We start from the raw sequence: 17,771 nt of genomic DNA, 5'->3' as shown, positions 1-17,771 counted from the left end.
TGATAGATCAGTTTCTCGATATTGATCGTTAGTGCCGATCGATAAGAAGTGCGGGAACGTTAGACTCACCTCTGTTGCTCCATCCTGATGATGGGGCTGTTGGCCCTCGAATCTACTTGCCTATTAGCATCGGCATGACAAATACCATGCACCCCAAAACAAAAGACAATAAAAAAATACATATGTATAAAAACAAGTGTGATTTATTCGGTCACTTCAATATTTCCTTTCGCCAAAGATTTCCCGCAATTATTCCCCATGTAGTACGATTGTTTTTTTAACTGATTGAATTTTATATAAATAACTAGTGTCCGATCCTGCTGTTCCTGTAAGGAACATGACTCCATACAACATCATTTTTAATTTTCTCCAGTTCAAAAAATCTACATACGTCACAAATGCTTTTACATTTGATAATGTATAGTTGTCATATGACAAGTTGATTATCATTCTGTGTAGACAAGGAGAACTGTTATGACGGATTCAATTCCATCAGGCTACAAGCCGCTGACATGTGACACGCTGCCGGGTTATCTCTCGTCCAGACTGACCCCTTCATGCGAAGCGGGAGGGTTACCTGAAGAGTGGAAAGTTTCAGAAGTGGGGGACGGAAACCTGAACATGGTGTTTATCGTTGAGGGGACACATAAAACCATCATTGTAAAGCAAGCTCTGCCCTGGCTTCGCGCAGGGGGCGAAGGATGGCCTTTATCTCTGAGCCGTGCGGGCTTTGAGTACAACGTCTTATGTCAGGAAGCCAAGTACGCGGGTCACACACTGATTCCGCAGGTCTATTTTTATGACCCGGAGATGGCTCTGTTTGCCATGGAGTATCTGACGCCTCACGTAATTCTGCGTAAAGAACTGATTAACGGTAAAAAATTCCCTAAGCTAGCTGAAGATATCGGCAGATTTTTAGCACAGACTCTCTTCAATACGTCTGACATTGGCATGTCAGCAGAACAGAAAAAAGCGCTTACTGCCGGGTTCGCGTTGAATCATGAGCTGTGCAAAATTACGGAAGATCTGATCTTCACAGAGCCCTATTACAACGCTGAACGGAATAACTGGACTTCTCCTGAGCTGGACGATGCCGTCCATAAGGCCTGGGCTGATGTAGAGATGATCCAGGTTGCCATGCGTTATAAGTACAAATTTATGACAGAAGCGCAGGCATTGTTACATGGCGACCTTCATTCAGGCTCAATCATGGTGACCGACACGGATACCAAAGTGATTGATCCTGAGTTCGGTTTCATGGGACCAATGGCGTTTGATATCGGCAACTATATTGGCAACCTTCTGCTGGCGTTCTTCTCACGCCCTGGGTGGGAGGCGAATGAGCAACGTCGCGCTGACTATCAGGAATGGCTGCTTCAGCAGATTGTCCAAACCTGGTCCGTTTTCACCCGGGAGTTCCGCCAGCTCTGGGACAACAAAACACAGGGTGACGCGTGGCCGACAGAAATGTATCAACAGAACAGGGCCGCTCTTGAGGACGCACAGAATCAGTTTTTTGCCACGCTGCTTGAAGATTCCCTGGTGAATGCCGGCATGGAAATGAATCGCCGGATCATTGGTTTTGCTGGCGTTGCCGAGCTGAAACAGATTGAAAATACAGAGCTTCGCGCAGAATGTGAACGACGTGCATTGACCATGGCACGCGATCTTATCGTCAATGCCCGCCAGTTTAAAAATATGGATTCCGTCATCCAGTCTGCGAAGGTTAAGTAAGAGGTCATTATGAATATTAAAGGTAAACACTACCGTACGGTCTGGGTTTCCGGGGATGGAAAAGCGGTAGAAATCATCGATCAGACTAAGTTGCCTTTTAAGTTCGAGGTGGTGGCGCTTACCTCTGCGGAAATGGCCGCTACGGCTATTCAGGAGATGTGGGTTCGTGGCGCTCCGCTTATTGGTGTCGTTGCAGCCTATGGTATCGCGCTGGGAATGAATCACGATGCCAGTGACATGGGTCTGCAGCGTTACTATGACCTTCTTATCAAAACCCGACCAACGGCAATTAACCTCAAATGGGCTCTCGACAGGATGAGTGCCACACTGAAGGATCTCTGTGTATCAGAGCGCAAGGATGTGGCCTGGGCGCTGGCGGCAGAAATTGCTGAGGAAGATGTCGCGTTGTGTGAACAAATTGGATTACATGGTGCAGAAGTCATCCGCGAAATAGCCCAGAAAAAACCGGCCGGGAGTGTGGTCAATATCCTGACACATTGTAACGCAGGCTGGCTGGCGACTGTAGACTGGGGAACCGCGCTTTCTCCCATCTACAAAGCGCATGAAAACGGAATCCCTGTTCACGTCTGGGTGGATGAAACGCGGCCACGTAATCAGGGCGGACTCACGGCATTTGAACTGGGCTCACACGGTATTCCTCACACCCTGATCGCCGACAACGCGGGTGGCCACCTGATGCAACACGGTGACGTTGATCTCTGCATTGTTGGGACCGATCGAACCACGGCCAGAGGGGATGTCTGTAATAAAATTGGTACCTATCTTAAGGCGCTGGCGGCCCATGATAACCATGTTCCCTTCTACGTCGCGTTACCTTCTCCCACTATTGACTGGACTATCGAGGACGGAAAAAGCATTCCGATTGAGCAACGTGACGGAAAAGAGCAGTCCCATGTCTATGGGATAAACCCTCAGGGAGAATTGAGCTGGGTCAATACCGCCCCTGAAGGAACCCGTTGTGGGAACTACGCTTTCGACGTCACGCCTGCCCGATACATTACCGGCCTCATTACTGAGCGGGGAGTCTGTGCTGCCAGTAAGTCAGCGCTGGCAGATATGTTTGCTGACCTGAAGAGTAAAGCACTCCAGGGGGAACAGCATTAAAACGACGACCACTGCTGTTAAGGAGCAGGAATGGAACGGATTAAGTTAGCAGAAAAAATCATTTCCACTTGTCGGGAAATGAATGCGTCAGGTCTTAATCAAGGAACATCAGGTAATGTGAGTGCCAGGTATACCGGTGGCATGTTGATTACGCCGAGTGGGATCGCTTATTCAAAGATGACGCCGGACATGATTGTCTTTGTAGACGATAAGGGAATACCTGAAGCGGGTAAAATACCATCAAGTGAATGGTTATTTCATCTGGCGTGTTATAAAGCCAGACCAGAATTGAATGCTGTCATACATACGCATGCGGTGAATTCCACGGCGGTGGCAATACATAATCATTCAATTCCGGCCATTCATTATATGGTGGCGGTATCGGGGACGGATCATATTCCCTGTATTCCCTATTATACCTTTGGCAGTCCTGAACTGGCCGACGGTGTATCTAAAGGGATCAGAGAAAGTAAGTCCTTGCTGATGCAGCACCACGGTATGCTGGCCATGGACGTCACGCTGGAAAAGACGTTGTGGCTGGCGGGTGAAACCGAGACGCTGGCTGATTTATACATCAAATGTGGCGGATTACATCACGATGTTCCCGTGCTGTCTGAAGCCGAAATGACCATCGTCCTTGAAAAATTCAAAACGTATGGTTTGAAAGCGTAATTACAGCTTTATTTTAATTAATAACATATGACAGCCATTCGCAGAATGGCTGCTACCCCCTCTGTCCACAACGATTTATTATAACTACCACAAGGAGTTATTTATGTTTATCGTGGAATCGTATGCTGTCGCCATAATAATGTGTTTTATTACCATGATTTGCTGGGGTTCATGGGCGAATACAACCAAACTTGTCAGCAATAAAAAATGGGAGTTCCCTCTATTCTATTGGGATTATTCAATTGGATTATTGCTGTGTTCTTTGTTATTTGCCTTCACGCTGGGTTCTATGGGCGAAGCCGGTCGCAGCTTTATACCTGATATTCAGCAGGCGAGCAGCAGTAGTCTGATGTCGGCAATACTGGCAGGGATTATTTTCAATATTTCCAATATACTTCTGGTCGCTTCTATTAATCTTGCCGGTATGGCGGTAGCTTTTCCTGTGGGGGTGGGGCTGGCGCTGGCTCTGGGTGTAATCACTACCTATATCGGCAACCCGCAGGGCGATCCGCTCATTCTGTTCCTCGGTGTCGCCTGCGTTGTGATCGCCATTATTTTTACCGCGATAGCCTATGGTCGTGTCACGCAGGAGGCGGATAAATCCCGTCGTAACAAAGGTCTCATCACTGCCATTCTGGCGGGTATCATCATGGGATGGTTTTTCCGCTTCCTGGCGGACTCCATGTCTGACAATTTCAGTCAGCCTGCCAGCGGTCTGATGACGCCGTACTCAGCACTTGTTTTGTTTGCCGTAGGGCTGTTTTTATCGAACTTTGTCCTTAACACGCTGGTCATGAAAAAGCCTATTTCAGGAGAACCGGTCAACGGGAAAATGTATTTTTCCGGGAGTTTACGGGAGCATGTTTGCGGCTGGCTGGGCGGTATGATTTGGTGTGTCGGTCTGGCATTCAGTCTGATTGCGTCTGGTCAGGCGGGTTATGCCATTTCCTACGGTCTGGGACAGGGTGCCACAATGATTGCCGTGATCTGGGGAGTCTTCATCTGGAGAGAATTTGCCAGTGCGCCAGCCGGAACCAATAAACTGCTGCTGACCATGTTTATTTCATACATTGTGGGTATTGTTCTTATTATCGCCGCTAATCAATAAAATCCTGCCCCATATCCACATGGGGCAGTTGTTCATTCTTTTAGTGTGGTAATTCACACGTCAGCAAAAACTCTGCCGTTCCTTCATCAACAATCAGGTCCGTGACATATCCTCCCAGCAGGGCACCCAACGTTGCGTCATAGCCTCTTTCCCCACCAGCAAGGAAGATCTTCCGTTCAATCTGCCTTAACTGAGCCAGACTGATTCCCAGAATACGCTGGTCAACATCAGCCACGACGGGCATCCCTTCCTTGTCATAGAAGCGGCCACAAATGACACCTACTGCGCCTAAATCCCGATACGTCTGCATTTCGTTCTTATTCAGCACGCCCACCCGAATCAGGGGATTTTCATCAAGTGCGTTACCCACGACAAAAAAAGCTTTCGTACAGCGAGTCAGAACGTCAAAATTCGATCGAATAATAGGCTCTGCCTGTAACTCCATGGCCAGTCTGGCACTTGATACCACGGCGGGCACGTGCAGCGAGGCGACACGACCTGAAAGCTTGTAGGCGATTTGCGATGAGGATTCAATAATCGTCAGGTCTGGTTGAGAGGGCATGGAACCGAGCATCTGAATAACGGTGACATTTTTACATGACTTCGGCGTCATGGTTTTGCTCATCTGATGAATTGTTCTTCCCCAGGCAACGCCCAGCACATCACCATTCTCAATTACCTGATTCAGATACATGCCACCGGCACGTGAAAGACGAGTACGCATCAGCTTTGTATCATCACGTTTTCCGGCATGTTCGCCATCAGGCACGATGATCACTCTCTGGAGATTGAATTTATCGCGAATTTGCAAAGCCGCGTCGATAGAGCCAAAGACATTCACATCCAGGTTGATATGAACCAGTCCATTTTCCCGGGCTGTTTGCAGGTATTTGACAACCGTGACGCGGGACACCCCCATGATAGCTGCAACTTCAGTCTGGCTTTTGCCTTCCTGATAGTACAGCCATGTTGCATGAAGTACGGGATCATCATTGAACAGGCTGCTGTTTGTTTGATCTCTATCCACTTTTGTATACCTGTATTAAACCGGGGAAATGCTCATCTTAACCCTGTTTACCCGGAGAGTTGATGCAGATTGCCAGTGGCATGATTTTATACAGATATTTTATTATTTTACATGAAATAAACCAGCATACCATTTGAGCGATCGTCCTCTGTTCCCCCATACTGTAAAGCCGGAGGCATGCTCCGGCTTTACAGTATTACTGAGAGTACACCCTTCCAGCATAATCAATGGTTCAATATCGCCCCTTTTTGATCGCCAGCGATTCGTCACCGTGCAGACGGTTGCCGTCACTCACTAAATTATGGGGGACAGTGAACGACAGATTGGCTCACTGGTAAGAACCCGATTATAAAACTAAGCTGGCGAGCAGAATAAAAATCAGCCCACTGATGGATAAGAGTGTGGACATCAGCGTCCAGGATAACAGCGTTTCTTTGGTGGTCAGGCCAAAAAAGTCTTTAATCATCCAGAAACTGGCATCGTTAACGTGAGAACAAATACAGGATCCGGCACCGGTAGCCAGCGTAATCAAGGCCAGGTTGGTATTGGGATGTACTGCCAACAATGGGATGACCAGACCGGCGGTAGAGATCGCCGCGACGGTGGCTGAACCCAGACAAATACGCAGGAATGCGGCCACGCCCCAGGCCATCAGGATCGGGTTAATATCCATACCCGAAACCAGGGTGGAAATATACTGACCAACGCCAGAGTCGATGAGAACTTGCTTGAATGCACCACCACCACCGATAATCAGCAGCAGACCGGCAATACCCGCGATAGCTTTTCCGCAAGAATCCATCAGGTCAGGGATTGTTTTCCCGCGCCCCAGGCCCATGGTATAGATCGCGAACAGCAGTGAAATCAGCATGGCGATCGTCGAATTACCTAAGAACAGTAGCACATTGTAGAATAAGCCTGAATCCGCGGCACTTTTGGCATGAGTCATCTGGATGATGGTGACAACCGCCATCAGGATCACCGGCAGCATTGCCGTGAGAAAACTGATCCCAAAGCCAGGCATTTCGCTTTCGCTGAATCGGCGGGTCGCGCCGAGAGAGGCTATATTCCCCTCTTTTTTAAAGGCGTCCGGAATAATGCGCTGGCAGAATTTATTCAATACCGGGCCGCAAAGAATAAAGGTTGGAATGCCGACAATGATACCGTATATCAGTACCAATCCTACATCAGCACCATATTCTCTGGCGATTACTGTCGGGCCGGGGTGCGGCGGCAAAAAACCGTGTGCGACCAGCAAACCGGAAAGCATCGGCACACACATAAACATCGGTGATATTTTTGCTTCACGGGCAATAGCGAATAAAATAGGTACCAGAAGAATTAAACCGACTTCGAAAAAAAGTGCGATACCGACAATAAACGCCGAACAGACCACTGCCCAGTCAAGTTTATTTTTCCCGAAATAATTCAGCATGGTCAGCGCTATTCGCTGCGCACCACCCGCATCGGCCAGCAAGCGACCGAGCATAACACCGAAGCCAAATATCAAACCAATATGGCCCAGCGTACCGCCTAGTCCGGATTCGACTGAGGTGACGACTTTACTCAAATCCATACCACTGGCGATGGCGACAGCAATCGAGACAATAATTAACGAAACAAACGTATTAAGCTTAATTTTTATGGTTAAAAGCAGGAGTAAAGCAATCCCTGCCACAACGATAATTAGTGGCATAACGTCCTCTCATAACAGGGTAGCGACCCATCATTATCCGACTGAGCAAATAACGAATGATGCAGAGTCGGATAATTCAGGTGTCTGGATGTTTTTATTTATGCTTTCAGTTTTTATTCATAAAATCGCGCAAAGCCGCGCCAATTTTGTTTACATCATAAATACAACCGGTCCATGTCCCGCCACTCACGGCCTGAAGCATTGCCCATAGTCGGGTATCATCTGGCAATTCAGGATCGGGAAGTAAATCCTGATGGCTGGGTCTGGCATTTAATATTGCAGTTGCCTCCTCCTGTGAAGGTAATTGTTCATCGCTACGGGTTCCGAGGAAATTGACTTCGCCGTGAAGCTCGCGACAATCAATTTTAATTTCAATGACATCCCCGGTGCGTAATTTACCGATGGGGCCTCCGGCCAGCGCTTCTGGCCCCACATGGCCGATGCACGCGCCAGTAGAAACGCCCGAGAAACGTGCATCGGTGATTAACGAAACATGCTTACCGTATGACAGATGCTTCAGGGCACTGGTAACCTGGTAGGTTTCTTCCATCCCGGTACCTGAAGGTCCAACGCCGATAATGACCAGAATATCGCCCGCCTTGATCTTGTCATGTTTGATATCGTAAATCGCACTTTTCTCGGACAGATAAACCTTCGCCACACCTTTATGGTAATAGATACCTTGCTCATCAATCATCGAGGGGTCAATGGCGGTGGATTTGATCACCGAACCTTCTGGCGCAATATTGCCCACCGGGAAGGTGATAGTTGAGGTTAATCCGCGCGCTTTTGCTTGCTGCGGAGACATGATCACTTCGTCAGCGTTGATTTGTTCCTGATCGAGCAGGAGTTGCTTGAACCGCTGACGCCGTTCGGAGTGCTCCCACCAGTCGAGGTTTTCTTTCAGCGTGCTGCCGGTAACCGTCATAACGTCTTCATGCAACAATCCGAGGCTGCGCAGATGCAACATGACTTCCGGCACACCACCTGCCATAAAGGCATTGACCGTTGGATGATAAACCGGGCCATTAGGCAGTACGCTCACCAGTCGGGGCACGCGCTTGTTGATGCGGATCCAGTCATCAACGGTCGGGATATGGCAACCTGCCTGGTGAGCAATTGCCGGGATGTGTAACAGCAGGTTTGTTGAACCACCGAACGCGGCATGGACCGTCATCGCATTCTCTATCGCTTTATCGGTGAGAATTTCCCGGGTGGTGATGCCTTTTTGACTCAGGTTCAGCGCAGCTCGCGCGGAAGCTCTGGCGATCTCCTGCCACACAGGCTCGCCGGAAGGGGCCAGGGCTGAATGCGGGATTGCCAGCCCCAATCCTTCGGCCACCACCTGAGATGTCCCGGCAGTGCCCAAAAATTGACAGCCGCCGCCGGAAGAGGCACAGGCCTTACAGCCCGCTCGGCGTGCGTCCTGTAGAGATAATTCACCATTGGCGAAGCGTGCGCCAATGGTTTGCACCTTGCCGTTGTCTTCTCCGTCTTTTGCGGGCAGCGTCGCGCCACCGGGGACCAGCACGGTTGCGATGTTGTGCTGCGCGGCGAGTGCCATCATGGTGGCCGGAAGCCCCTTATCGCAACTCGCCACACCAATAACTGCTTTCGCGTCGGGCAGAGAGCGAATAAGGCGGCGCATCACCATCGAGGCGTCATTTCGGTATGGTAGCGAATCAAACATCCCCGTTGTACCCTGAGTACGCCCGTCACAAGGATCGGAGACGTACACGGCATAGGGCAGGGCATGGTTGGCTTTAATAACCTCGGCCGCCGCTTTCATCTGGATGTCCAGTTCGTAATGCCCCTGGTGCAGCGCCAGCGCCACGGGTTTACCGTCTGCGCCGCGTAAGCCACCGAGTGTACTGAGCAGTAAAATACCGTCCCGATCCAGCTCGTCCGGAGACCAGCCCATTCCGGCATTCATGGTCATACCGAACAGATCCCCGCTCGGGCGGTTGATAAGCATCTCTGCGGTTAATGGCAGTTCGCCGTCCGGGCCATCGGCGTGCGTTCTGACGGTGTAGATATCGTGGCTCTCGTCAGCAAAAATGTTGCGAACAGACATGAGTTTCTCCTCAGACTGGTAAAATGCCCTGCGCGGTAAGCAGCACGTGGACTTTATCTTTTGCTTCTTCTGATGCTTCAAGAATCGGTGGTAAGCAATATGTCTCTACAGGCAGCCCGACACACTGCATGCTGTATTTGATCAGTGAGACAAACGGTGTTTCGAGGGCGTAAATAGCGGGCAGTTGTAGTAGTTTTTTATTCAGCGTCGCGGCGGTCGCCAGATCGCCTTCACGCCAGGCGCGGTAGATGCCGACGGAGAGTTCCGGAGCAAAGTTAGCGCTGGCGGTTATCGCACCGTCGCCGCCCAGCAGCATCGTATTCAGCAAATGATCATCGTAACCGCAGAATACCGAAAACGACGGGCGTACCGACTTAACTGTGTTGATCATCGTACGCAAGTGACCAACGCTGTCGATGGTGTCTTTGATGCCAACGATATTCTCGTTTTGCAGAGCCAGACGCGTCACGGTTTCCGGGGTTAAGTCCTGACCCGTCAGATCCGGAAAGTTGTACAGGATCACCGGTAGGGTGACGCTACGGGCGATCTGCTGGTAATAGTCGTCAAGATTTCGTGGTGCGACTTTCCAGTAGTAGGGGTTGATGGCGACGATACCATCAGCGCCGCAGGCTTGCGCATGCTGCGCCAGTTTGACCGCTTCGTCAGTGGAAGGGGAACCGACGCCAATCAATACCGGCACTCGCCCGTCGACAATGGTTACAGCTTCTTCGGCGAGCGCCATGCGCTGGGCTGTATTCATTTGGCTAAATTCACCACCGGTACCCAGATAAAACAGCCCGTCGACCCCTTTATTAATCAGGAAGTCGGCAACTTCGCGCATTGCCTTTTTATCAAGGGTTCCGTCACGATGAAACGTGCTGGATACCGGTGGAATAATGCCGCTGAATTTTTTCATTACCTCAGTTTCCTTTTCGTAAATGCTCATTTTCGTTTCTGTATCCCAGCCCATATGATATTTGCCCAGCGCATTTCCGGAGCAATTCCAGATAGCTGTCTATCTTATTTCCTGAATAAACTACCGGATCGCCAGAAAGTGAGATTGCATAGTTAACTCTGTTATACATATTGAATACCGGCATACTTAAACATACCGCACCATAGGTTGATTCTTCGTTGTCTATGGCCCATCCCCGAAGGCGTGTTTTTTGTAATTCTTCCAGAAACAATTTTTTATCGGTAAATGTATTGCGCGTATGCGGAGTTAACGTGAGTGCTTCTAAAAAATAATCCAGTTCTTCTCGTGTCTTCCAGGCTAATAATGCCTTACCCAACGCGGTAATATGCAACTCAAGTTTTTTGCCAATCCAGCTTTTGCTCGTCGGTACAGAGTCCGGACTTTCGATCTTGTCGAGATAGATAGCCGAAATGCTCTCCATCGCCCCAAGATGACAAACCAGTCCACTTTTCAGCGACAACTCCTGCATTGGCCGCTTAGTCACCTCAAATATATTTTGACGGTGTAACGCCTGACAACCCAATTCGTAGTTTTTTATTCCCAGTGAATAGTAGCCGTTTTTGTTTTTAATTAAGAAACCACACTCCACCATTACATTCAATAAATTAAGCAGGCTGCTTTTGGGGTACTGGAATTTATTTAATAACTCCATATAACTTGCCATGCCAACCCATGCAATGTGGGTTAATATTTTTTCAGCACGGACTAATGAATTACACCCTTTGCGAACCATAATGGCTCCTCCTTGCTCATGGAATAAATGGTATCGACATTACATAGTGGAAAATATGCTTTGTTCAGCATGCTGAACCGTAATGAAGTGATTAAATGTGATCTTGTACGCACTTTGAATAATGAATCTAGAACAGCCACATTTAGTGAATGAGAATAAAAAGTAGATGGAGTGTTGTTGCAACATCGTAGCGTATGGATTGCGCATAGGGCTTCTTTATTCGTTCGAGCGCATCGCCAATATTTTCTATTGGGTGCCATTGATTATTTTTGCTTGAAATCCCTCTCGAACGAACTTACTTATCACTTTATTGAATGAGGTAAAAACAACTGACATCCGGCTCGCTGATAACGCTGTGCAATAGTCTCAGGTAACCCGCTGTCACTGATGATCGTTTTAATACATGAGAGTGTTGCTACAGCATGCGGCTCAACGGCATCAAATTTTGAGTGATCGGCCATGAGAATAACTTCACGCGAGCGTTGAATAATCCGTGTTTTCACCCCGACCTCAAACATGGTGGCATTGGTGATTCCCGTCTCCAACGACAGCGCATCGCAGGAGATATACGCGCGTTCTACGGAAAACGCATTGATCATCTCCAGCGCCAGACTCTCTCCTACCGAAAAATAACCCGGGCGAATCAGTCCACCGATAATGTAGCTTTCCACATGGGGAAAACAGCCCAGCTCATTGGCGATTTTAATGTCGTTGCAGATGACCTTCACCCGTGCATCGGCCAGGCATTTCGCCAGTTCGAGGCAGGTTGAGCCGGAGTCGAGAAAAAAGCAGTCGCCATCTTTGATCATCGTTCGGGCAAGGGCGGCTATTTCTCTCTTCGCCACAGATTGCAATGTGCGTTTCACGTCGAAAACGTACTCTTTGTCGTCGGTACTGTCGTCGAAGTCGAGACAACCGTGACCGCGGATCATGCCTGGGTACTGGTTGGCAATATACTGAAAATCACGACGGACAGTCGCTTCCGCATAGCCAAAAAGCTCCATGGCCTGCTGTGTGGAGAGGTGACGATGTTGCCACAGGTAGTGCAGCATCTGTTTGATACGGTCAGGTCTCTGTTGGCTCATCAGAAACAATCTCCTCTTACAGGGTGGCGAATTGAGCTAAGGTCGCGCGATAGTCAGATGAAGAGAACAGGGCGCGCCCAATCACCATATGTTGCGCCCCGGCTGCTGCCAGTTGCTGTGCAGCCGCCAGCGTAATTCCACCGTCGGCCCAGCACTCGGTCTGAGGAAAAGCCGTGCGTACTTTTTGGATTTTCTCGCACATAGAGGGAATAAACCGCTGTCCGTGCCCATCGGGCTCACTGGTCATTACCATCAACCCGTCCAGCTCAGACACCAGATATTGCCAGGCGTCGATTGGGGTCGCCGGATTAAATGCCAGCCCGGCTCGTGCGCCGGTATGGCGGATCTCAGCTAACGTTTCCGAGGGATAGTCCAGCGTTTCTGCATGAACGAAGATCCACGCGGGTCTGATTTCAACCAGCGCGTTAAACCAGCGCTGTGGCCGGGTAACCATAAAATGAAAGGACAGGGGATGAGGCGTCTGTCTGGCGACGGCCTGCACCGTTTTCATCCCAAACGTAATGTTGTTAATGAAGCTGCTGTCCTCAATATCCAGATGCAGGCTTCCAAAATCCAGATTGTCCAATGCCGTCAGCTCACGACCATAGTGCAGAGGATTTGCGCTGGCGAGAGAAGGGTGCAGGATCATAAGCGCCTCCGTTAACCTGATACCAGCGCAAAAAGTGCATCGTCGGTGCTGGCATTTCGCACTGCCGCTAAGCGTTGTGGCGAATCAATAAACTGGCTGATGCGCTGAATGGTCAAAATATGTGCGTTGGCATCCGTGGCGCTGACGCAGAGAAGCAGCCAGACGGGGTCGCACTCCTCGTTACCAAAGGCGACCGGGGTGCGTAGCGTGGTGATGCTGACCTGATTATAGTTCGCGCCTTGCTCTGGTCGGGCGTGAGGCAAGGCGATTCCCGGGGCTATCAAATAATAAGGCCCCCAGTTAAGGGTATTTTCGATGATCCCATTAACGTAGCATGGCTGCGCGGCACCATAGGCTACCAGCGGGCGGGTGGCGATTTCCACGGCCTGACGCCAGTCGGTAGCTTCACGTTGTGCCTGTACCCATTTAATATCGTTAATCATCCGTCGTTGACTCCATGCCGATTCGGGTTACTCTGGTAGCGATCCCCGTCGATACTTTTGACGAAGGCGGCAGGGATCGCAGAAGGGTTATTGCTCTCTGCCGGGGATAAGCGCTCTGCTTATCCCCATCTTATCGGCGTATATGATGCACTTTCTCCATAAACTGACTGACTCGCGCCTGGTCAACGAAATTGGCAAAAACGCCGTCCTTTTTAAAGGTGGTTGCGGTCACACAGCCATCGGCGATACTGAGTTGTTCCTCCACGTTCTCAAGACAGACGCCAGTGTTGGCCAACACTACGGTGTCAGGCACCGTTTCTTTAACCCGTTTTAACAGCGCACTGTCGGTACGCGCCCCTGCAGTCAGGCCGGAAACACAGAGCGCATCGGGATGGTTGTTAAATACCGTCGATTTAGCAATAGAACAGATATCGCGATTGCCCAGATACACGGCGGCCTCAGGGACGATATTGAACAAAGTTTTCACTTCGCCTGCACCAATCCGGTGTTGATGACGGATGGTCTCACCGACGTTAGTGTCCCAAACGCCAAAGTCGCTGGCATAGGCACCGGTAAAGATCTCGCGGATAAACTTCGCGCCAGTAGCCATCGCCAGGTCGAATGAGGCGACCGGATCCCACAGTACATTCACGCCAAATGGGATGCGGATATCGTTCATTAATTGCCCGATGATTCGTGCCATTGCCGCAGTGGTTTCCGGACGCACCTTCGTGAGATAGGGAAGACTAAACTCGTTGGAGAACATGACTGCATCCACCCCACCATTTTGCAGCGCCATCAGATCGTCCCAGGCTTTGTCGATAACCCAGTTCATCCCCAACTGCGCATCAAAACTCGGGTCGCCGGGCAATGCACGTAGATGGCACATGGCGATGACCGCTTTTTCCGTCCCAATAACCTCTTTCAGCCAACTCATTGAAAGCACTCCTTATTCCGATAATTCACGTTTACGTAAGAACAGCACGACGCTGGCGACAATACCGACCGCCACGACAACGCCAATAATCCCAAGCGACATCAGTTCAGAAATCGACCAACCGAACATATTGCCCACGGACAACGCTGAGATTTGCGCACTTTCACCGGCAAAACTGAAACCGCCTTTGAGCGCCATTTCGGTGAAGTAAGGCGCGAACTGGGTGGCGATCAGCAGGACGGTAATCATCACGATGACCCCGCTTATCAACGTCCTGATCAGGTCTCCGCGGTGGATAACCGTAGCCATACAGATAAAGAACGGCGCTACCGGCAGGTCTGCGAGGGGTAACACTTTGTTGCCCGGTAAAATGCTGGCCAGAATCAACATAATGGGTATCAGTAGCAGACCGACAGCAATGGTGGTTGGATGCCCCAGCGTCACAGCGGTATCCAGACCGATATACACTTCACGTCCTTTGAAATATTTCTGGAAGAACTTTCTTGCACCGTCGGAGATGGGCATTAGGCCCTCAACAATCAGGCGGATCATGCGCGGGAACAGCACCATGATTGCCGCAACGGTAATCATCAGACTGGCGCAACCTTTAAAGCCTTCGCCAGCGGCCAGGCCAAAAATCAGACCAAGCACTACGCCGATGATCACCGGATCGCCGACCATGCCGTAGCGTTTCTGGATCTCCTGAGCATCGATATTGCGTCCCTTCATGAAAGGGATTTTTTCATAGATAGCATCAAGTAGAACGAAAAGCGGTACTGAACTGGAACCGTAGCCTTGCGGTATCGAAATACCTTCCAGCCCGACGATGTTCTGTACCCGTTTCGCCGTCCAGTCGGCCATTTTTAACGATAGCGCCGCATGGCAGATTGCCCCCAACACACCATAAATCAGGCTGCCAGTCATAAGTTGGACCACCGTACCCGTAATGGCGTAGTGCCAGTAATTGTAAATATCGACGTTCATCGTTTTGGTCAGACGGGTGACCAGCATGGCGACATTGAGAAGAAAAATAACCGGGATAATCATGGCACCAATGGCTGTCGCATAACCAACGCCGGAGGCGGGGCCTGCGCCAACGTCAAAGACATGCAGAGTCAGGCCGAAGCGTTCAATCATCACTTTGATAGGGGGACTTAGGCTGTCGATCGCCATGACGATCACCAGTCCCATACCGACAAAACCGATCCCGACCGTTACCCCTGCCTTAATCGCCTGCAGCCAGGGGATGCGGAAGATAAGGCCAATCACGATCATGATGATAGGGACGAAAACGGTACCGCCGAGAGACAGGATGTAATCAAACATAATGCCTCCTTTTATTGGGTTAACAGAGCCTTGATTTGTTGTTTTAACGCGTCGTCGTTGATCCCTGTGAGCAGGGCGGCGCCATTAAGCGTAGGGATGCCGTAATCACTGTTGGTTCGCATGGAGGTTACAATAAGGTCCATACCGTTACAGTTAAGAGGGATCTCATTCAGACAGCATTGGGCGGTAGTGGCTGCAATGCCCTGTTCAGTCAGGAACTCTTGCAGCTTGTGTGCAATCATGGTTGAAGTCGACATGCCGGTACCGCATGCCACAAGGATCTTTTTCATAATGGATGTGCCTCTTGTGTAGTGCCTGAATCAGGCTCAACGGGGAAATGTGCTGCTGACATACCTGCCAGAGCGGTCAATAGGCGGATGCAATCAGTCAAATCACGCAGGCTGGCAACCTCCGCCGGAGAATGGGTATAGCGACAAGGAATAGAGAGACTGGCGCAGGGAATACCATCCTGCTCAACCTGGATATAACCGGTTTCTGTTATCACGCCGGGAGCCACTTCTCGCTGCACCGGAATGTTGTGTTCAAGCGCCGTCTGTTCCAGCATCCGTATCAGGCGAGGGGGCGTGATTAATCCGGCCAGCGTTCCCCGGCCATGGTAGTTCAGGCAGGTGATCCCAACGCCCTGATTAATCCTGACCTCGGAATAATCGTGTAAATCAGGGGTGTCACACGATGGAGTGATATCAATACCAATCGCCAGGTCAGGTTTTACACGGCGTAATACGGGAACAATGCCGCGGATATTAAATTCTTCCTGTACCGAAGCCACCAGATAAACAGCGATATCAAGCTCCGTAGTACTGATAGCATCCGCTACACCGAGCAGGGCAGTACAGCCCAGACGATCGTCTAGTGCTTTACTGCACACCAGATCGTTTGCCAGGAGTTGCGGCGGGTTATATAGAGTGACAGGCGTACCGACCTGAATGCCCATCCGTATGGCGTCATCTTTGTCTTTGGCACCAATATCAATCCACAGTTTGTCGACAGAAGGTGACTGCGTGCGCTCGTCGCCTTTGGCAAAGTGGTAGGACTTAATGCCGATACATCCCATGACTGGCCCTTTGTCCCCGGTGAGGGTGACGATGGAACCAGCCATAGTGACCTGCGCAGGACCGCCTACGCGTTCAAAGCGTAAAAATCCAGACGGCTCTATTTTGCGCACCATAAAACCGACTTCATCCATATGCGCAAAAATCATCAGTCGCAGCGCATCGGGTTTATCACTACCGTAGCGCGCGACGACATTCCCAAGCCTGTCTCGCCAGACCTCTTTTGCCTGACGCCTGAATTCGCACAGCATGACGTCAGCGACAGCGTTTTCGTGTCCTGAAATCGCATTGTGCTGCAAAAGCGAGAACAGGGTTTCCTGCACAGAAAATGACATAGCTATCTCCGTAGACCGTAAAACAATCACTCGTTGAGCGTTTTATAGGCGCAGACTGGTCGAATAATTGTGAGAACGTTCACGTGAAAACGCGCAAAGCTGAACAAATAAAAAATAATGTGAGCTGGGTGGAATAAAAGCGCTCAACGTTTGTGAAAGTTACGGGCTGGAGAGACCAGTAATTATGGTTGAAATAATGAGGATGAATAAAACGCGGTAACTGTTATCGCACCACTTTGTTGCAGGACGCTCCCTCTTCATTACGTCCTGCACGTGGATACCCCAGCATCTCCATCAGCGGATCGTAGAATGTAATGGCGCGTGGCAGGTCGTTGGTTCCCAGCATAATGTAAGAAAACATCGGCTCCCCCCCCGGATTCAGGGGGGAGCGTAGATAATCAGCTCAAATCACTCGTCCGCTTTATGAGCCCAGGCGGGCATTGCCGTCAGATAACGTTTTGCTCGCCTCCGTGCTTCTTCCGGGCCGACTTTTTGCCAGGAATCAAGGAAGCTGGCTAAACCTGATACCGCTTCTTCCCAGGGTTTGAGATTGCCGTTGCTGTCGCTGCAGTACGCACAATATTGATCGCTGGCACTGTGTGCATCTGGTGCCGACATCGGCATTCCGCAAGCCTGACAGAACTGTTCATGTTGTGACATATGATGCTCCTTATGGTGACGTCCTGATTAATAAACATACGGAATATGTATTGTGCAGGTGATGCATCAGATCAAAGCAAAGGCGAAGCCCCGGTATCTCCGGTCAGAAATACCGGGG

Annotated in this window: 17 protein-coding genes and 1 pseudogene; 4 read left to right on the top strand and 14 right to left on the bottom strand. The window is 50.1% G+C overall.

Annotation, left to right across the window (positions count from 1 at the left end; translation table 11 throughout):
• The first annotated feature begins 474 nt into the window (after positions 1–474).
• The 4 genes from mtnK (at position 475) to BZK41_RS03910 (ending at position 4,639) form a co-directional block, all read left to right on the top strand.
• Positions 475–1,734: an S-methyl-5-thioribose kinase gene (gene mtnK, locus BZK41_RS03925; RefSeq protein ID WP_079937245.1), complete on the top strand. Its 1,260-nt coding sequence runs from the start codon at positions 475–477 to the stop codon at positions 1,732–1,734.
• 9 nt (positions 1,735–1,743) lie between these two features.
• Positions 1,744–2,859, top strand: coding sequence for an S-methyl-5-thioribose-1-phosphate isomerase (mtnA, locus tag BZK41_RS03920; RefSeq protein ID WP_079937244.1), 1,116 nt, complete (start codon positions 1,744–1,746; stop codon positions 2,857–2,859).
• A gap of 30 nt (positions 2,860–2,889) precedes the next feature.
• Positions 2,890–3,531 carry an L-fuculose-phosphate aldolase gene (locus BZK41_RS03915; RefSeq protein WP_000439686.1) on the top strand — a complete coding sequence of 214 codons (642 nt, stop codon included), beginning with the start codon at positions 2,890–2,892 and terminating at the stop codon, positions 3,529–3,531.
• A 103-nt stretch (positions 3,532–3,634) separates the two neighbouring features.
• Positions 3,635–4,639: a GRP family sugar transporter gene (locus BZK41_RS03910; protein ID WP_079937243.1), complete on the top strand. Its 1,005-nt coding sequence runs from the start codon at positions 3,635–3,637 to the stop codon at positions 4,637–4,639.
• A gap of 40 nt (positions 4,640–4,679) precedes the next feature.
• On the opposite strand, the gene BZK41_RS03905 is transcribed toward BZK41_RS03910, so the two are convergent.
• The 14 genes and pseudogenes from BZK41_RS03905 to BZK41_RS03840 form a co-directional block, all read right to left on the bottom strand.
• Positions 4,680–5,666 carry a sugar-binding transcriptional regulator gene (locus BZK41_RS03905; RefSeq protein ID WP_079937242.1) on the bottom strand — a complete coding sequence of 329 codons (987 nt, stop codon included), beginning with the start codon at positions 5,664–5,666 and terminating at the stop codon, positions 4,680–4,682.
• Positions 5,667–6,012: 346 nt separating this feature from the next.
• Positions 6,013–7,362: a GntP family permease gene (locus BZK41_RS03900; RefSeq protein WP_079937241.1), complete on the bottom strand. Its 1,350-nt coding sequence runs from the start codon at positions 7,360–7,362 to the stop codon at positions 6,013–6,015.
• Between the two features lie 106 nt (positions 7,363–7,468).
• Entirely contained in the window at positions 7,469–9,436 is a 1,968-nt protein-coding gene (gene yjhG / locus BZK41_RS03895; RefSeq protein ID WP_079937240.1) for a xylonate dehydratase YjhG, read from the bottom strand.
• Positions 9,437–9,446: 10 nt separating this feature from the next.
• The gene (locus BZK41_RS03890) at positions 9,447–10,352 is read right to left on the bottom strand and encodes a dihydrodipicolinate synthase family protein (protein WP_139762569.1); all 906 of its coding nucleotides are present in this window, start codon (positions 10,350–10,352) and stop codon (positions 9,447–9,449) included.
• A 4-nt stretch (positions 10,353–10,356) separates the two neighbouring features.
• Entirely contained in the window at positions 10,357–11,145 is a 789-nt protein-coding gene (locus BZK41_RS03885) for an IclR family transcriptional regulator (RefSeq protein ID WP_079937238.1), read from the bottom strand.
• Between the two features lie 302 nt (positions 11,146–11,447).
• Entirely contained in the window at positions 11,448–12,230 is a 783-nt protein-coding gene (locus BZK41_RS03880) for a DeoR/GlpR family DNA-binding transcription regulator (protein WP_079937237.1), read from the bottom strand.
• Positions 12,231–12,246: 16 nt separating this feature from the next.
• Positions 12,247–12,879, bottom strand: a complete 633-nt coding sequence (locus tag BZK41_RS03875) for a ribulose-phosphate 3 epimerase family protein (protein ID WP_079937236.1) — start codon at positions 12,877–12,879, stop codon at positions 12,247–12,249.
• Positions 12,880–12,890: 11 nt separating this feature from the next.
• Positions 12,891–13,322 (bottom strand): SgcA family PTS sugar transporter subunit IIA, encoded by a 432-nt coding sequence (sgcA, locus tag BZK41_RS03870; RefSeq protein WP_060578016.1) that lies wholly within the window; start codon positions 13,320–13,322, stop codon positions 12,891–12,893.
• A 130-nt stretch (positions 13,323–13,452) separates the two neighbouring features.
• On the bottom strand, positions 13,453–14,259 hold the full coding sequence (gene sgcQ / locus BZK41_RS03865; protein ID WP_079937235.1) for a BtpA family protein SgcQ: 807 nt from the start codon (positions 14,257–14,259) through the stop codon (positions 13,453–13,455).
• 12 nt (positions 14,260–14,271) lie between these two features.
• Complete coding sequence (sgcC, locus tag BZK41_RS03860; protein ID WP_079937234.1) at positions 14,272–15,585, bottom strand: PTS sugar transporter subunit IIC SgcC; 1,314 nt, start codon at positions 15,583–15,585, stop codon at positions 14,272–14,274.
• An 11-nt stretch (positions 15,586–15,596) separates the two neighbouring features.
• The gene (sgcB, locus tag BZK41_RS03855; protein ID WP_103768556.1) at positions 15,597–15,875 is read right to left on the bottom strand and encodes a PTS sugar transporter subunit IIB SgcB; all 279 of its coding nucleotides are present in this window, start codon (positions 15,873–15,875) and stop codon (positions 15,597–15,599) included.
• The gene (locus BZK41_RS03850; protein WP_000010833.1) at positions 15,872–16,993 is read right to left on the bottom strand and encodes a M42 family metallopeptidase; all 1,122 of its coding nucleotides are present in this window, start codon (positions 16,991–16,993) and stop codon (positions 15,872–15,874) included. The genes sgcB and BZK41_RS03850 overlap by 4 nt, the downstream gene beginning before the upstream one ends.
• A gap of 244 nt (positions 16,994–17,237) precedes the next feature.
• Positions 17,238–17,354 (bottom strand): annotated as a pseudogene (locus tag BZK41_RS03845) (VOC family protein); the annotation flags it as partial.
• A gap of 47 nt (positions 17,355–17,401) precedes the next feature.
• Entirely contained in the window at positions 17,402–17,653 is a 252-nt protein-coding gene (locus BZK41_RS03840) for a zinc ribbon domain-containing protein (RefSeq protein ID WP_079937232.1), read from the bottom strand.
• Positions 17,654–17,771 lie beyond the last annotated feature (118 nt).

The sequence above is a fragment of the Citrobacter sp. A316 genome (assembly GCF_002042945.1).
In the GTDB taxonomy this organism is placed as follows: domain Bacteria; phylum Pseudomonadota; class Gammaproteobacteria; order Enterobacterales; family Enterobacteriaceae; genus Citrobacter; species Citrobacter portucalensis.
Note: the sequence above shows the minus strand (reverse complement) of the source record. Positions and strands in the feature narration are given on the sequence as shown.

What these genes read in the sequence shown, in the direction of transcription:
- BZK41_RS03850 (WP_000010833.1), bottom strand. Translation starts at nt 16,993, where the DNA reads ATGTCATTTTCTGTGCAGGAAACCCTGTTCTCGCTTTTGCAGCACAAT.
- mtnK (WP_079937245.1), top strand. Translation starts at nt 475, where the DNA reads ATGACGGATTCAATTCCATCAGGCTACAAGCCGCTGACATGTGACACG.
- BZK41_RS03890 (WP_139762569.1), bottom strand. Translation starts at nt 10,352, where the DNA reads ATGAAAAAATTCAGCGGCATTATTCCACCGGTATCCAGCACGTTTCAT.
- BZK41_RS03875 (WP_079937236.1), bottom strand. Translation starts at nt 12,879, where the DNA reads ATGATCCTGCACCCTTCTCTCGCCAGCGCAAATCCTCTGCACTATGGT.
- BZK41_RS03910 (WP_079937243.1), top strand. Translation starts at nt 3,635, where the DNA reads ATGTTTATCGTGGAATCGTATGCTGTCGCCATAATAATGTGTTTTATT.
- yjhG (WP_079937240.1), bottom strand. Translation starts at nt 9,436, where the DNA reads ATGTCTGTTCGCAACATTTTTGCTGACGAGAGCCACGATATCTACACC.
- BZK41_RS03840 (WP_079937232.1), bottom strand. Translation starts at nt 17,653, where the DNA reads ATGTCACAACATGAACAGTTCTGTCAGGCTTGCGGAATGCCGATGTCG.
- BZK41_RS03915 (WP_000439686.1), top strand. Translation starts at nt 2,890, where the DNA reads ATGGAACGGATTAAGTTAGCAGAAAAAATCATTTCCACTTGTCGGGAA.
- sgcB (WP_103768556.1), bottom strand. Translation starts at nt 15,875, where the DNA reads ATGAAAAAGATCCTTGTGGCATGCGGTACCGGCATGTCGACTTCAACC.
- mtnA (WP_079937244.1), top strand. Translation starts at nt 1,744, where the DNA reads ATGAATATTAAAGGTAAACACTACCGTACGGTCTGGGTTTCCGGGGAT.
- sgcA (WP_060578016.1), bottom strand. Translation starts at nt 13,322, where the DNA reads ATGATTAACGATATTAAATGGGTACAGGCACAACGTGAAGCTACCGAC.
- sgcQ (WP_079937235.1), bottom strand. Translation starts at nt 14,259, where the DNA reads ATGAGTTGGCTGAAAGAGGTTATTGGGACGGAAAAAGCGGTCATCGCC.
- sgcC (WP_079937234.1), bottom strand. Translation starts at nt 15,585, where the DNA reads ATGTTTGATTACATCCTGTCTCTCGGCGGTACCGTTTTCGTCCCTATC.
- BZK41_RS03900 (WP_079937241.1), bottom strand. Translation starts at nt 7,362, where the DNA reads ATGCCACTAATTATCGTTGTGGCAGGGATTGCTTTACTCCTGCTTTTA.
- BZK41_RS03880 (WP_079937237.1), bottom strand. Translation starts at nt 12,230, where the DNA reads ATGAGCCAACAGAGACCTGACCGTATCAAACAGATGCTGCACTACCTG.
- BZK41_RS03885 (WP_079937238.1), bottom strand. Translation starts at nt 11,145, where the DNA reads ATGGTTCGCAAAGGGTGTAATTCATTAGTCCGTGCTGAAAAAATATTA.